We start from the raw sequence: 15,530 nt of genomic DNA on the forward strand, positions 1-15,530 counted from the left end.
GGGGTCAGGCCTCCTCCATCGAGCATAGCAGTGGGTGCTGATGGCTCCGGGCGTATTCATTCACCTGGGCCACCTTGGTCTCGGCGACATCGCGGGTATAGATGCCGCACACGCCCTTGCCCCGGGTATGCACCTGCAGCATCACCCGGGTGGCCTTCTCGCGATCCATGCCGAAGAAGGTCTCCAGGACCTCCACCACGAATTCCATCGGCGTGTAGTCGTCGTTGTTCAACACGACCTTGTACTGCCGTGGCGGCTTGAGTTCCGGCCTCGATTCGTCGACCGCAACGGAATCGTCGTGATCGGGTTGGCGGGGCTTGTCGTCACTCATTTCTCGGTCCAGCTCGCACCCGTGGCGCCCTCGGGCACCGCGTGTTCATTTCTGTAGAGTCCTGACATCATCGAACGGTTCCCGGCGCTTGCCAAGTGTCCGCATGGCGCGGGAGGCCTGCCCCTGCGGGAGGCCCTGCCCCTGTGGGAGGCCAGCCCCTTGGCCGATCGGTCATGCCTGATCGCGCAGAGGGCTGCGCTCCCACAGGGGCAGGCCTCCCACCACAGGCTGGCCTCCCACAGGCTGCATCTCCACTGGCTGCCTGCGCCCGGGTCGTTCAGTCGTCCATGTGGCGGATCATCGCCTCGCCGAAGGCGGAGCAGGCGATCGGTTCCACCCCGTCCATCAGCCGCGCAAAGTCATACGTCACCTCGCCGGCGGCGATCGCGCCCTCCATGCCGCGCACCACGAGATCCGCCCCCTCGGTCCAGCCCAGGTGGCGCAGCATCATCTCGGCCGACAGCACCAGCGAGCCCGGATTGACCTTGTCCTGGCCGGCATACTTGGGCGCGGTACCGTGCGTGGCCTCGAACATCGCGGTGGTGTCCGAGATGTTGGCCCCGGGGGCGATGCCGATCCCGCCGACCTGGGCAGCCAGGGCGTCGGAGATATAGTCCCCGTTCAGGTTCAGGGTGGCGATCACCGAGTAGTCCTCCGGGCGCAGCAGGATCTGCTGCAGGAAGGCATCCGCGATGACGTCCTTGATTACGATCTCGCGACCGGTCTTCGGGTTCCGGAACACCTGCCACGGGCCACCGTCGAGGTCCTCGGCACCGAATTCCTCGCGCGCCAGCTCGTAGCCCCAGGCCTTGAAGGAGCCCTCGGTGAATTTCATGATGTTGCCCTTGTGCACCAGGGTCACCGACGGGCGGTCATTGTCGATCGCGTACTGGATGGCCTGGCGCACGAGGCGCTTCGTGCCCTCGCTGGAGACCGGCTTCACGCCAATGCCGGCGGTATCCGGGAAACGGATCTCGCGCACGCCCATCTCGTCCTGCAGGAAGCCGATCAGCTTTTTCGCCTCGGGCGTGCCGGATTCGAACTCGATGCCGGCGTAGATATCCTCCGAGTTCTCGCGGAAGATCACCATGTCGGTCTTTTCCGGCTCCTTCAGCGGGCTGGGCGTGCCCTGGTAGTAGCGCACCGGACGCAGACAGACATACAGATCCAGCTTCTGCCGCAGCGCCACGTTCAGCGAACGGAAGCCGCCGCCCACCGGAGTGGTCAGCGGGCCCTTGATCGAAACCTTGTACTCGCGCACCGCATCCAGCGTCTCATCGGGCAGACCGGAGTCATCGTCGTAGACCTGCGTGGCCTTCTCGCCGGCATAGACTTCCATCCACTCGATCGCCTTCTGGCCGCCATAGGCCTTCTCCACCGCCGCATCCGTCACCCGGCGCATCACCGGGGTGATGTCCACGCCGATGCCGTCCCCCTCGATATAGGGGATCACCGGGTGGTCGGGCACCACCAGGCCGCCGTCCTTGCCCACCTCGATGGGTTGGCCTTTCTCCGGGATGCGAATGTGCTGGTACGCCATGAAGACTCCTTTTGCAGCGCCGTGTCATTGGGATTTGGATTTCGGCGATTATACATGGCCTCCGTGGCCTTCGCCGCCGGGCGGCGGGTATCATTGCATCATGAATGAACGCCTGCGCTGCCATATCACCGTCGCCGCGGTCATCGAGAATCGAGGCCGTTTCCTGTTTGTCGAGGAAGAGGACGCGGGCCTGCGCGTTCTCAATCAGCCCGCGGGCCATCTCGACCCGGACGAGGACCTGATCGCCGCGGTGCGGCGCGAGGTCCGCGAAGAGACGGCCCTCGAATTCACCCCGCAGCACTCGCTGGGCTGCGACCTGCTGCGTCTGGCCGACGGCGCGGTCATCCTGCGCGTGGCCTTCACCGGCACGGTGTCGACACCGGCGCAGCCGATCCGCCGCGACCCCGCAATCCTCGCCACCCACTGGCTGGAAGCCGCCACCGCGCTGAACGATCACCCCCTGCGCAGCCCGCTGGTGGCCCGCAGCCTGCGACGCTGGGAATCGGGTCTGCGCCTGCCGCTGGAATCCGCCGGCGAACTCGTCGACAACGTGCGGCCCGCCCCCGCACGCCCCGAGGAATGAGCGGCATGGCCACCAGTGAACGAATTATCGTCGGGCTCTCCGGCGGCGTGGACTCGGCCGTCGCCGCCCTGCGCCTGGTGGAAGCCGGCCACCGCGTGGAGGGCCTGTTCATGAAGAACTGGGAAGACGACGACACCGACGGCCAGTGCGCGGCCGAGGACGACTACGCGATGGCCCGCGAGGTCGCGGCCACGCTGGAGATCCCGTTGCACAAGGCGAACTTCGCGGAGGATTACCGCCAGCGGGTCTTCAACCACTTTCTGCACGAGTACCGCGCCGGCCGCACCCCCAACCCGGACATCCTCTGCAACCGCGAGATCAAGTTCCGCGCCTTTCTCGAGCAGGCGCAGGCACTGGGCGCCGACGCCATCGCCACCGGACACTACGCCCGCGCCTGGCACGGCCCCGACCACAGCGAACTGCGACTCGCCGCGGACGCCAACAAGGACCAGACCTATTTCCTGCACGCCCTGGATCAGGCACAGCTGCGTCCGGCGCGCTTCCCGCTGGGCGACCTGCCCAAGAAACGGGTGCGCGAGCTGGCATACGAGCACGGCCTGCCCAATCACGCGCGCAAGGATTCCACCGGCATCTGTTTCATTGGCGAGCGCCCGTTCCGCGAGTTCCTCGCCCGTTATCTCGAGGGTAGCGAGGGCGACATCTGCACGCCGGACGGTCGGGCAATCGCGCGGCATCACGGACTGATGTTCTACACCCTCGGCCAGCGCCAGGGGCTGGGCATCGGCGGCGTCGAGGGCGCGGCCGATGCCCCGTGGTACGTGGTCGACAAGGACCTCGCGGGCAACCGCCTGATCGTGGCGCAGGATTCGGCCCATCCGCTGCTGATGAGCCCGGAACTGACGACCGAACCCGTGCACTGGATCCATCGCGTGCCCGCCGAAGGCGAGCGCCTGCAGGCACGCCTGCGTCACCGCCAGCCACTGCAGGACTGTCGCATCCACCTGGCGGCGGGCGGACGCACCCGGGTAGTCTTCGATCAGCCCCAGCGTGCGGCGACACCCGGTCAGTCCGTGGTGTTCTACCACGACGGTACCTGTCTCGGCGGGGGGGTGATCGCCACGCGCCGCACCCTGCCCTCGGACACCCCGGTGGCCGCCGGGGCATGAGTCCGGCGGCCGGTTTCCGGTATAGTGCGAGCCCTGATACCCAGACCCGGACGGACACGGCTTGGAGCGCAGCGACCACAACCGCACCCTGGCACTGGCGGCCATCTTTCAGGCCGCGAGCCTGGTCAAGGACCTGGCCTGGCGAGGCTCCTGCGACGAATACGAGCTGGAGGTCCTGATCGGGAGCCTGTTCGCCTTCGACGCGACCACGCCCGAGGAGATCTATCGCGGCGAAGTCAGCCTGCGTACCGGGCTGGAACGCGTACGGACCCAGCTGGAAAGCGGCGGCAAGCCGCCGGACATGGAGATTACCCGCTATGCGGTGGGGCTGATCTTTCTCGAGCGCAAGCTGCAGAAGCGCGGCGACATGATGCAGCAGCTGGCCGACGGCCTGCAGGGCGCCCAGCGTCAGGTGGACTACTTCACCCTGACTCACGAGAGCGTAATCTCGCGGCTGGGCGAGATCTACAAGGAGACCATCTCCGAGCTCGGCCCCCGCATCATCGTCCAGGGCGAACAGAACAATCTATCCAACCCGGATACCGCGGCCCGTATTCGCGCGCTGCTGCTGGCCGGCATCCGCGGCGCCGTGCTCTGGCGCCAGGCCGGCGGCTCGCGCTGGAAGCTCCTGTTCGGGCGCAAGCGCCTGATGAACGAGGCCGACCGCATTCTTCAACGTCTCAACACCTGAATCGGATGGACGCATCATGAGCGACGCTATGCCCCGGAACACCCGCACCCTGTCCGCCGGCGGACACGAGTGCCAGTACGTCCCGATCGCCGACGACCCGCGCGCGCAGACCCTGCCCTTCGCGCTCAAGGTGCTGCTGGAAAACCTGATGCGCCACGAAGACGGGCGCACCATCACCCGCGACGACATCGAGGGGCTGCTCGACTGGGACCCGGCCGCGGAACCCGCGCGCGAAATCGCGTTCCGCCCGGCACGCGTGCTGCTGCAGGATTTCACCGGGGTCCCGGCGGTGGTCGACCTGGCCGCAATGCGCGATGCGATGGAAGACCTCGGCGGCGATCCGGCGAAAATCGCGCCGCTGCAGCCGGCGGAACTGGTGATCGACCACTCGGTGCAGGTCGACGCCTACGGCAATCCGGATGCAATGAACCTGAACGCCGAGCTGGAGTATTCGCGCAACCGCGAACGCTACAGCTTCCTCAAGTGGGGCCAGCAGGCGTTCGAGACCTTCAAGGTCGTGCCCCCGGATACCGGCATCGTGCACCAGGTCAACCTGGAGTACCTGGCGCGCACCGTGTTCCTCGAGGACCGCGCCGACGGCAGCTGCATGGCCTATCCCGACACCCTCGTCGGCACCGACTCGCACACCACCATGATCAACGGCCTGGGCGTGCTGGGCTGGGGCGTGGGCGGGATCGAGGCCGAGGCCGCCATGCTCGGCCAGCCGATCTCCATGCTGATCCCGCAGGTGGTCGGCTTCCGCCTGACCGGCAAGCTGGCCGAGGGCGCGACCGCCACCGACCTGGTGCTGGTGATCGTCGAGCAGCTGCGCAAGCACGGCGTGGTCGGCAAGTTCGTCGAGTTCTTCGGCGACGGCCTGGCCGATCTCCCGCTGGCCGACCGCGCAACCATCGCGAACATGGCTCCGGAATACGGCGCGACCTGCGGGATCTTCCCGATCGACGACGAAACCCTGGAGTACCTGCGCCTGACCGGCCGCGAAGAAGGCCACGTCCGGTTCATCGAGTCCTATGCCCGCGAACAGGGCCTGTGGCGCGACGACAGCGCCCCGGTGGCGCGCTACAGCAACCTGCTGGAACTCGACCTTTCCTCGGTGGAACCCAGTCTGGCGGGCCCCAAACGGCCCCAGGACCGCATCCCGCTGGGCCGTGCCGGAGCCATGATCAGCCAGCACCTGGATACCCTGCTGAAGGAACGCGCCTCGGGGGCCGACGAACCGGCCGAAGCCGAGCGCTTTGCGGCCGAGGGCGGTCACACCGCGGTGGGCGTGGAACATCAGGCGGAGGAACCGCACCACACCGCCATCGAGATGAACGGCGAGACCTTCACCCTGGACCACGGCGACGTGGTGATCGCGGCGATCACCTCCTGCACCAACACCTCCAATCCGTCGGTGATGCTGGGTGCGGGCCTGGTCGCGCGCAAGGCGCGCGAGCGGGGTCTGAAGGTCAAGCCGTGGGTCAAGACCTCGCTCGCCCCCGGGTCGCGCGTGGTCACCGATTATCTGCAGAACGCCGGCCTGCTGGAGGACCTGGAAGAACTGGGCTTCCACGTAGTGGGCTACGGCTGCACCACCTGCATCGGCAATTCCGGCCCGTTGCCCGAGGCGATCAGCGAGGCCATCATCAAGGATGACCTGGTGGTCTCCTCGGTGCTCTCGGGCAACCGGAATTTCGAAGGCCGCATCCATTCCGAGGTGCAGATGAACTTCCTCGCTTCGCCCCCGCTGGTGGTCGCCTATGCCCTGGCGGGCCGCACCAACCTGGATCTCTACAACGATCCGCTGGGCGAAGATGACGCCGGCAATCCGGTCTATCTCAAGGACATCTGGCCCGGTTCGCAGGAAATCCGTGAGCAGGTGGACCGTCACGTCGGCGCCGGCAGCTTTACCAGTGCCTATGGCGACCTCTATACCGGCGAGGACCGCTGGCGCAACCTCGAGGCCCCCGCGGGCGACCGTTTCGAGTGGCAGGAAGACTCCACCTACGTGCGCAAGCCGCCCTACTTCGACGGCATGGGCATGACGCCGGCCGAGACCCCGGATATCGAAGGCGCACGGGTCCTGGCCCTGCTGGGGGATTCCGTGACCACCGACCATATTTCGCCGGCCGGCTCCATCGCGCCCGACAGCCCCGCCGCCCGTTACCTCGAAGAACAGGGCGTCAAGCCCGCCGACTTCAACTCCTACGGTTCGCGGCGCGGCAACCACGAGGTGATGATGCGCGGCACCTTCGCCAACGTGCGCCTGCGCAACCTGCTGGCGCCCGGCACTCAGGGCGGCGTCACCCGGCACCTGCCGGATGGCGAACCGATGTCGATCTACGACGCCTCCATGCGCTATCAGGCCGAAGGGACCCCGCTGGTGGTGATCGCCGGCAAGGAATACGGCACCGGTTCCTCGCGCGACTGGGCGGCCAAGGGCACCCTGCTGCTGGGCGTGCGGGCGGTGATCGTGGAGAGCTTCGAACGCATCCATCGCTCCAACCTGGTCGGCATGGGCGTGCTGCCTCTGCAGTTCCACGACGGCGAAAACGCCGAATCGCTGGGCCTGACCGGCGAGGAGACCTATACCATCAGCGGCATCCGGGGTGGCGAGGCGAAGGAAGCGACGGTGACCGCCACCGCCGATGACGGTGCACGGAAGGAATTCCGCGTGCGCGTGCGGCTGGACACCCCGCAGGAGATCGACTACTACCGTCACGGTGGAATATTGCCGTACGTCCTGCGTCAACTGGCGGGCAAAGGCTGAACCGCTATCATGACGCAAACCGTCCCCACTGCGGAACTGCGTGCCGGAATGACGCTGGCCGCCCCGGTGCACGACCGTTCCGGTCGCCTGCTGATCCCCGCGGGCATGACCCTGCAGGACAAGCATCTGCGGGTCCTGCAGGCCTGGGGCGTCAGCGAGGTGCGGATCCAGGACGGGGACCCGCCGGCCACCGAACCCGTCCCGGAGGCGGCAGAAGGGGCGGCGCCGACCGCCGGCGAAGAGGATCCGGATGCCGCCGAGGCGCGCCTTGGCGCCACCGCGGACGAAGCGCTGGCGGAACGCTTCCAGCACTGCGACATCGAGCGTTTTCCGATGGACGGGATCTACCGCATCGCGCGACGCGCGATGATCGATGAACTGCGGCGCTCCACGGGCGGGGGGTCACAATGACGCCGCGGCTGGAAGATTTCCTGCAGGCGGACGACGCGCTGTGCAGCTTCTCCGGTGCATTCAATGCCATCGTCGAACGCATCAACGATCCGACCTCGAGCGTCGCCGACATCACCGAGGCGATCGAACTGGACCCCACGGTCGCGGCCAAGACCCTGCGCCTGGCCAATTCGTCGTTGTACGGGTTCCCGCAGGAGATCGAGACCCTGCATCGGGCAGTGGCCATCATCGGCCTGCAGCAGATCCGGCAGATCGTACTGTCCACCGTGGTGATCGAACATTTCCGCGGCCTGCCGGTGATCGGCGTGGACATGAGTTCGTTCTGGCGACACAGTCTGGCGACTGCGATCATCGCCCGCGGGATCGCCCGTTTCCGACGCGAGGCCAATGTGGACCGGCTGTACCTGTTCGGGCTGCTGCACGACATCGGCCGCCTGGTCCTGTTCCTGCGCCTCGGCCGCGATACCGAGGAGCTGATCAACCTGCGCGAACGCGACGGTGAGCTGATGTTCGTCACGGAACAGCGTTTTCTCGGATTCGACCATGCGACCATCGGCAGCGGTCTGCTGGAGCAATGGGGCATGACGCCCGCCCACGTGGAAGCCACCCGCTATCACCACGACCCGCTGGCGGCACCCGCCTTCCCGGTCGAGGCCGGCATCGTGCATGTCGCCGACGCAATCGCCAACGCCCTGCGCCTGGGTTCTTCCGGAGAGCGCATGGTGCCGCCGGTCCATGCCGAGGCCTTCGAACGGATCGGACTGGAGATGGCTGCCTGTGAAGAAATCGCCGACACGGCACGCGAACAGCTCGACCAGCTGGCCCGAATCCTCCTGGACTGAACCCGCGATGAGCGGAAAGGCCCTGACGCCATGAGCCCTTCGTACCGGACCCCGGAAGACTTCGAGCAGCTGCAGGAGCGGATCCGCTACCTGGAGCAGAGTCTCGAGGACAATGCCTACGTGATGGACGTACTGTCCTCGACCACGGCGATCTTCGGTGACACCGAGGGCAACCGCTGCCCCGACGTCATCGTGCGCAACACCCTGGAGGCCGTGCGCCGCCTGCTGGCCCTGCCGGAGTCGGCCATCTATCTGCTCGACGGCGACGCCTCGTTCAATCTGGCCGAGCACGACGCGGAAGACGACAGCCCCGGTGACCTGCCCGACCGGGTGGAACAGCTGATCCGGAAGGGCACCTTCTCCTGGGCCCTGCATGAAAACCACCCGGTATTCCTGCCCGCCGGCGAAGATGGCGGGATGGTGCTGCTGCATGTCATTTCCACCCGTACCCGGGTGCGCGGGATGTTCGCTGCCCGGCCGGGCCGGGACGAAACCCCGCGCCACGAGCTGGTCATGTCCGCCCTGACCCTGGTGCTGTTCAACGCGGCCTACGCGCTGGAATCGGCGGATCTCTATCACCTGATGGAACGGCGCCAGCAGGCCCTGCAACGCATCACCGAACGGCAATCGCGCGAGCTCCTGCATCACATGTCGCACGACTCGCTGACCAACCTGCCCAACCGCATGCTGTTCAGTGACCGTCTCGCCCGGGCCATGGAACGTCACGCCAACGGCTCCAGCCATGTCGCGCTGATCCTGCTCGACCTGGACAATTTCAAGCGGCTGAATGATGCGCTGGGTCATCGCGCGGGGGACGAACTGATCCGCAAGGTAGCCACCGACCTTTCCGCCCTGCTTGAAAGTCCCCGCGGATCAACGGGTGGCCAGGGCGCCAGCCCGACGCTCTCGCGGCTGGGTGGCGACGAGTTCGGCATCCTGGTGGAAGGGATCCAGGGGCTGGAGGGCGTCGTCCGGCTGGTGACCGAAATCGTGCGGACCACGGCGGTGGAACGGACGGTGGCCGAGCATCCGGTGCTGACCTCCTGCTCGGCCGGGATCGCGGTGTTCCCCTACGATGGCGACGAACCCGACACCCTGCTCAGCAACGCCGACGCCGCGATGTACGACGCCAAGGAACGCGGCCGCAACGGCTTCCGTTTCTACACCCAGGACCTCAATTCACGTACCTTCCGGCACTTCCGCCTGGAAACCGACCTTGGCGGCGCCATCGAGGATGACCAGCTGCGGCTGCACTATCAGCCCAAGATCGAGCTGGCGACCGGCCGTGTCGTGGGTGCCGAGGCCCTGATCCGCTGGGACCACCCGCGTCTGGGGATGCTGCCCCCCGGTCAGTTCATGGAAATCGCGGAAGACATGACCCTGATCGAACAGATCGGAGAATGGGTTCTGCAACAGGCCTGCCGCGATCTCGCCTCCCTGCCCGGAACCGCGCAGGCGCTTCCGCATATCGCCATCAACGTCTCCGCGCGCCAGCTGCGCCAGCCCAATCTTGCGGAGGAATTCTTCGCGATCACCGAGGAACACGGGATCCCCGCCGACCGCATCGAGCTGGAGCTCACCGAGAGCGTGATCATGGATGACGCCGACACCGCCGCGCGCGTGTTCCAGCGCCTGCGCGAAGTCGGCATGTCACTGGCAGTGGACGACTTCGGTACCGGACATGCATCGCTGACCCAGCTCAAGCAGCTTCCGGCCGACACCCTCAAGATCGACCGCTCCTTCGTGATGGATCTGGAGAAGAGCCACGAGGACGCCAAGATCGTGCGTGCGATCGTGGTCATGGCGCGCAGCCTGGACATGCAGCTGGTGGCCGAAGGGGTGGAAACCGACGCGCAGATCCACTTGCTGCGGGAATTCGGCTGCGATTACGCCCAGGGGTTTCGCTATTCCCGGCCGGTCGCCTTCGACGAATTGCGGGAGATGATCGTCAACGACGTGCGCATGCTGCCCGAGACCGAATGACGCGCCCCCCGAACGGTGCCGACCGGACGCCTCAGGCGCCGTTGTCCGTACCCCCGGTCAGACGCAGCGGGTCCAGCAGGCCGCGCAGGCGGTCGCGGTCCATGCCGGTGTGTTCCGCAGCCACCTCGATGATCGGCCGGCCCGAGGCGTAGGCCTCCTTGGCGATGCGGGCCCCCGCCTCGTAACCGATCTCGGCGTTGAGCGCGGTCACCAGGATCGGGTTGCGGTCCAGGGCCGCACGCATCACTTCCTCGTTGACGCTGAAGCCCGCCACCGCGCGCTCGCCCAGATGATCGGCGGCGCGCGCCAGCAGCCCCGTCATCTGCAACAGGTTGTCGGCGATCAGCGGCAGGCCCACGTTGAGCTGGAAATTGCCGGCGGCCCCGGCGGCGGTGACCGCCGCATCCAGCCCGATGACCTGGCGCGCCGCCATCAGCACCGCTTCGGGAATGACCGGATTCACCTTGCCGGGCATGATCGAACTGCCCGGCTGCAGCGCCGGCAGGGCGATCTCGCCGAGTCCCGCGAGCGGGCCCGAATTCATCCAGCGCAGGTCCTCGGCGATCTTGATCAGCGCAGTGGCCACGGTCCGCAGCTGCCCCGAATACTCCACTGCGGTGTCCTGGCTGGCCAGTGCGGCGAAGCCGTTCGGCTCGCGCCGGAATGCCAGCCCGGTGCGTTCGGACAGGCGCTCCGCCACCCGCTCGCCGAACCCTTCCGGGGCATTGACCCCGGTACCCACCGCGGTCGCGCCGATCGCCAGCCGCCCCAGCCGGCCGCGGGTCGCCTCGAGGCGCTCCACCGCCTGCTCCAGCTGAGTACGCCAGCCGGACATCTCCTGATCCAGGCGTACCGGCATGGCATCCATCAGATGAGTACGACCGGTCTTGACCAGGGTCTTTGCCCCCGCCTCGCGCCGTGCGATGGTCGCGATCAGGCGCCGCATCGCCGGCAGAAGCTCGTGTTCCAGCTGGTTGAGCGCGGCCACGTGCAGCGCCGTGGGGATCACATCGTTCGAGCTCTGCGAGCGGTTCACGTGATCATTGGGATGAACCGCCCCGGCGGCGCCGGTCGAGGCCAGATGCGCCAGCACCTCGTTCATGTTCATGTTGCTGCTGGTGCCCGAGCCCGTCTGGTACACGTCCACCGGGAAGGCATCGGCATGCTCGCCCAGCGCCACCGCCTCGGCCGCCTGCACGATGGCCTGCGCGGTCTCTCCGTCCAGCTGGCCCAGACCGTGATTGGCCTCGGCACAGGCCGCCTTGACCTGCGCCAGGGCACGGATGAAGGCCGCCGGCAGCGGGCGCCCGGCGATGGCGAAGTTGTCGATGGCACGCTGGGTCTGCGCGCCCCACAGGGCATGTTCGGGCACCTCCACGGTGCCGAGGCTGTCGTGTTCCTGGCGATGGCCTGATCGGGTCATTCCTGGCTCCGGCGGTCGACTTGATCGTTGTATTATACTGCGCCGCACAAGCAAGCCCCATCACAAGGCCGACCATGTCCCTGAACGCCCTCACCGCCATCGCCCCGGTCGATGGCCGTTATGCCCGTCACACCCGCGACCTTGCTCCCTGGTTCAGCGAGCAGGGCCTGATGCAGGCCCGCGTGCGCGTCGAGATCGCCTGGCTCAAGGCGCTGGCCGCCGAGCCCGCGATCGCCGAGGTCCCCGCGCTGTCCGCCGAAGGCACCGCCGCGCTGGAGCGCATCGCATCCGAATTCGACAACGCCGCCGGCGAACGCGTGAAGGCCATCGAGGCGACCACCAATCATGACGTCAAGGCGATCGAGTACTACATCAAGGAGCAGATGCAGGACCACCCCGAACTCGCCGCACGCATGGAGTTCGTGCATTTCGCCTGCACCTCCGAGGACATCAACAACCTCGCCTACGGCGTGATGGTGCGCGAGGCCCGCAACGAGGTGATGCTGCCGGCGCTGGACGGCATCGTCGACCGCCTGCGCCAGCTGAGCGGGGAATTCGCCGAACATCCGATGCTGTCGCGCACCCACGGTCAGCCGGCCTCGCCCAGCACCATGGGCAAGGAGATCGCCAACGTCGTGCATCGCCTGCAGGCCCAGCGCGAGCAGCTGGCCGGCGTGGTCTGCCGCGGCAAGATCAACGGCGCGGTGGGCAACTTTAATGCCCACGTGGTGGCCTACCCGGAGGTTGACTGGCCGGCACTGGCGCGGCGCGTGGTCAGTGACCTGGGCCTCGAGCCCAGTTCGCACACCACCCAGATCGAGCCGCACGACTACCTCGCCGAGATGTTCCACGCCTTCATGCGCGCCAACACCATCCTGCTGGATGCCTCGCGCGACATCTGGGGCTACATCTCGCTGGGCTATTTCAAGCAGAAGGTCGTGGCGGGCGAAGTCGGCTCCTCGACCATGCCGCACAAGGTCAACCCGATCGACTTCGAGAACGCCGAGGGCAACCTGGGCCTGGCCAACGCGGTGTTCGATCACCTCGCCGGCAAGCTGCCGGTCTCGCGCTTCCAGCGCGACCTCACCGACTCCACCGTGCTGCGCAACATCGGCATGGGTTTCGCGTGGTCGCTGATCGCGTGGAAGGCGTTCGCCCGCGGGCTGGGCAAGCTGGAGATCGAAACCGCACGCCTGGACGAGGACCTGGATGCCAACTGGGAAGTCCTCGGCGAGGCGGTGCAGACGGTGATGCGCCGCTACGGCATCGATTCGCCCTACGAAAAGCTCAAGGACTTCACCCGCGGCCGCCGGATCACCCCCGAGGCCCTGCACGAGTTCATCGACGAGCAGGACATCCCCGAAGAGGCCCGCGCGCGCCTGCGCGAGCTGACCCCCGGGCGTTACACCGGTCTGGCGGACCGCCTGGCCCGCGACGTCTGAGTCGACCGTGGCAGCGCCCGACCCGGATACCCCGCTGACCCTGCTGGGCGGACTCACGCCGGCCGCGTTCCTGCGGGATTACTGGCAGCAGAAGCCCCTGCTGATCCGCGGCGCGATCTCCGGGTTCGAGAATCCCATCGAACCCGACGATCTCGCCGGCCTGGCGACCGATCCCGAGGCCGGCAGCCGTCTGGTCCTCGGCCATCGCGAGCGCAACGACTGGGACGTGGAATACGGCCCGTTCGAGCCGGAGCGCCTGGCCCGGCTGCCGGAACGCGACTGGACCCTGCTGGTCAGTGACGTCGAGCGCTTCTGGCCGGGTGGCCCGGAGTTTCTCGCGCAGTTCGATTTCATCCCGCGCTGGCGGCGCGACGACCTGATGATCTCGTACGCCCCGCCCGGCGGCTCGGTGGGCCCGCACGTGGATCAGTACGACGTCTTCCTGTTCCAGGCCGCTGGCCGGCGGCGCTGGCAGATCCAGGACCCGCCCGGGAGCCCGGAATGCTTCGAGGATCTGCCGCTGGCGATCCTGCGCGAATTCCGGCCCACCGACTCCTGGGAGCTGGAGCCCGGAGACATGCTCTACCTGCCGCCGGGCGTCCCGCATTACGGTGAATCCCTGGACCGCGAGTGCATGACCTGGTCCGTCGGCTTCCGTGCCCCGGCCATCCTCGACGTGCTGACCGGGTTCCTGGAAGAACGCGCGAACGTGATCGGGGATCAGGCCCGCTTCGAGGATCCGGGGCGCCCCGCCGACCAGTGGCCGGGGGAGCTGCCGGCCGGCGACCGGCGCGAATTGCGCGACGCGCTGCGGGCCCTGCTGGCGGCGGACGATGCCGACCTGGACGCGTATCTCGGCCGCTTCCTGACCCGTCCCACGTCAGGCACCGGTCTGACCCCCCCGGACGACACCGAGGCCCCCGCTCCGCAGCCCGGTGCGCGTTACCGCGTCCATCCGGGCATCCGCCGGGCGTGGTACCGTGGCCCGGACGGCCCGGTACTGTGCATCGCCGGACACGACCACCCCGCGTCGGCACTGGAACCGGATCAGCTGGAGACCTTCTGCACGGTGGAGACGCTCGCCGCGGCGGACTGGGAGGCCGGCTTTCCGTCGATCCATCAGGTGCTGGAGGATGGCCTGCGCGAGGGGTGGCTGGAGCCCGACGACTGAGGAAAACACGCAGCGGCTCTGCCGCCCGGGGCCAGCCCTGCAGCGGCCTTCAGCCGGCCGGGGCCACCGCCTCGCCCTGCGCCGCCGGACAGGAGGCCGCCGCCCGTTCGATCAGTTCGGGGCCGGCATCCGATCGATGGGCCCCCTCGGTCAGGATCCGCCGCCACTGCCGGGCCCCGGGTTCGCCGTGGAACAGCCCCAGCACGTGGCGGGTCAGCCGCGCCAGCGGCACGCCGTCGCGGCGCATCGCCTCGGCCATGTCCAGCAGCCCGCGCACCACGTCCGCGCGCTCCGGCCGCCAGGCCTCGCCGAAATACAGCCGGTCCACCTCGGCCAGACTCCAGGGATGGTGATAGGCATGGCGGCCGAACATGACCCCGTCCAGGGTGGTCAGATGTTCGCGCGCGGCGGCCACGTCATCCAGCCCCCCGTTCAGCACGATCACACACCCCGGGAATTCGGCCTTCAGCCGGTGTACCCGCGCGTAGTCCAGCGGCGGGACGTCGCGGTTGTCCTTCGGACTCAGCCCCTGCAGCCACGCCTTGCGTGCATGCACGATGAAATGCCGGCAACCGGCATCCGCCACGGTACGTACGAAGGCATGCAGATCCGCATCCGAATCCTGCTCGTCGATACCGATGCGATGCTTGACCGTCACCGGGATGTCGACCGCCGCCTGCATGGCCTCCACCGCGCGCGCGACCCGGTCGGGTGTCGCCATCAGGCTGGCTCCGAAATCACCCGACTGTACCCGGTCCGACGGACAGCCCACGTTGAGATTGATCTCGTCGTAGCCGAAGTCCTCGCCAATGCGCGCGGCCTCCGCCAGCGTGTCGGGCTCGGATCCCCCCAGCTGCAGCGCCAGCGGATGCTCGACCTCCGCGTAGCCGAGGAGATGCGCGCGATCGCCCCGCACCACCGCGTTGGCATGCAGCATTTCGGTGTAGAGCAGCGCATGCCGCGTCAGAAGCCGGTGGAAGCGTCGGCACCAGCGATCCGTCCAGTCCATCATCGGCGCGACGGAAAAGCGCTCCGGCCCGCCCGCGAGCGAGGACGTGCAGGCCGTCGGCGAGCCGGATTGCGGCGCGCACACGATGGGGCTGGCAGAAGGCGGATCGGACATTCCGGACTGAACCATTAATGGGCCACCCATGGTGTCCCGGCGCGCCCCCGACGTCCAGCAACGCCTGACTCTGCCTGTGCCAATGCGACACGG

13 protein-coding genes are annotated in these 15,530 nt (G+C 67.6%); 9 read left to right on the forward strand and 4 right to left on the reverse strand.

The genetic code is table 11. From position 1 onward, the window contains the following. Positions 1 to 4: 4 nt before the first annotated feature. Positions 5 to 331, reverse strand: coding sequence for an ATP-dependent Clp protease adapter ClpS (gene clpS, locus F790_RS0107300; protein ID WP_018869392.1), 327 nt, complete (start codon positions 329 to 331; stop codon positions 5 to 7). Positions 332 to 608: 277 nt separating this feature from the next. Further along, complete coding sequence (gene icd, locus F790_RS0107305; RefSeq protein WP_018869391.1) at positions 609 to 1,871, reverse strand: NADP-dependent isocitrate dehydrogenase; 1,263 nt, start codon at positions 1,869 to 1,871, stop codon at positions 609 to 611. Between the two features lie 100 nt (positions 1,872 to 1,971). Here icd and F790_RS0107310 point away from each other — a divergent pair, with 100 nt between their 5' ends. The 7 genes from F790_RS0107310 (at position 1,972) to F790_RS0107340 (ending at position 10,278) form a co-directional block, all read left to right on the forward strand. Then, on the forward strand, positions 1,972 to 2,454 hold the full coding sequence (locus F790_RS0107310) for an NUDIX domain-containing protein (RefSeq protein ID WP_019591238.1): 483 nt from the start codon (positions 1,972 to 1,974) through the stop codon (positions 2,452 to 2,454). Positions 2,455 to 2,459: 5 nt separating this feature from the next. After that, positions 2,460 to 3,581, forward strand: coding sequence for a tRNA 2-thiouridine(34) synthase MnmA (mnmA, locus tag F790_RS0107315; RefSeq protein WP_019591239.1), 1,122 nt, complete (start codon positions 2,460 to 2,462; stop codon positions 3,579 to 3,581). A 61-nt stretch (positions 3,582 to 3,642) separates the two neighbouring features. Next, positions 3,643 to 4,272: a high frequency lysogenization protein HflD gene (hflD, locus tag F790_RS0107320; protein ID WP_019591240.1), complete on the forward strand. Its 630-nt coding sequence runs from the start codon at positions 3,643 to 3,645 to the stop codon at positions 4,270 to 4,272. A 16-nt stretch (positions 4,273 to 4,288) separates the two neighbouring features. Next, a complete protein-coding gene (acnA, locus tag F790_RS0107325; protein ID WP_026332888.1) occupies positions 4,289 to 7,042 on the forward strand; it encodes an aconitate hydratase AcnA in 2,754 nt (917 codons plus the stop codon). Positions 7,043 to 7,090: 48 nt separating this feature from the next. Beyond that, positions 7,091 to 7,453 (forward strand): hypothetical protein, encoded by a 363-nt coding sequence (locus tag F790_RS0107330; protein WP_019570309.1) that lies wholly within the window; start codon positions 7,091 to 7,093, stop codon positions 7,451 to 7,453. Further along, positions 7,450 to 8,295 carry an HDOD domain-containing protein gene (locus tag F790_RS0107335; protein WP_019570310.1) on the forward strand — a complete coding sequence of 282 codons (846 nt, stop codon included), beginning with the start codon at positions 7,450 to 7,452 and terminating at the stop codon, positions 8,293 to 8,295. Before F790_RS0107330 ends, F790_RS0107335 begins: the two co-directional genes overlap by 4 nt. A gap of 30 nt (positions 8,296 to 8,325) precedes the next feature. After that, positions 8,326 to 10,278: a bifunctional diguanylate cyclase/phosphodiesterase gene (locus tag F790_RS0107340; protein WP_019591242.1), complete on the forward strand. Its 1,953-nt coding sequence runs from the start codon at positions 8,326 to 8,328 to the stop codon at positions 10,276 to 10,278. Between the two features lie 31 nt (positions 10,279 to 10,309). Here F790_RS0107340 and F790_RS0107345 read toward each other — a convergent pair whose 3' ends face one another. Beyond that, entirely contained in the window at positions 10,310 to 11,701 is a 1,392-nt protein-coding gene (locus tag F790_RS0107345; protein ID WP_019591243.1) for a lyase family protein, read from the reverse strand. A 74-nt stretch (positions 11,702 to 11,775) separates the two neighbouring features. On the opposite strand from F790_RS0107345, the gene purB reads away from it, so the two are divergent. Next, on the forward strand, positions 11,776 to 13,143 hold the full coding sequence (gene purB / locus F790_RS0107350; RefSeq protein ID WP_019591244.1) for an adenylosuccinate lyase: 1,368 nt from the start codon (positions 11,776 to 11,778) through the stop codon (positions 13,141 to 13,143). A 7-nt stretch (positions 13,144 to 13,150) separates the two neighbouring features. Continuing rightward, positions 13,151 to 14,314, forward strand: a complete 1,164-nt coding sequence (locus F790_RS0107355; protein ID WP_019591245.1) for a cupin domain-containing protein — start codon at positions 13,151 to 13,153, stop codon at positions 14,312 to 14,314. 49 nt (positions 14,315 to 14,363) lie between these two features. On the opposite strand, the gene dusA is transcribed toward F790_RS0107355, so the two are convergent. Then, positions 14,364 to 15,437 carry a tRNA dihydrouridine(20/20a) synthase DusA gene (gene dusA, locus F790_RS0107360; RefSeq protein WP_369773035.1) on the reverse strand — a complete coding sequence of 358 codons (1,074 nt, stop codon included), beginning with the start codon at positions 15,435 to 15,437 and terminating at the stop codon, positions 14,364 to 14,366. Between the last annotated feature and the right edge of the window lie 93 nt (positions 15,438 to 15,530).

This window comes from Thioalkalivibrio sp. ALE20 (genome assembly GCF_000381405.1).
Taxonomy (GTDB): Bacteria; Pseudomonadota; Gammaproteobacteria; order Ectothiorhodospirales; family Ectothiorhodospiraceae; genus Thioalkalivibrio.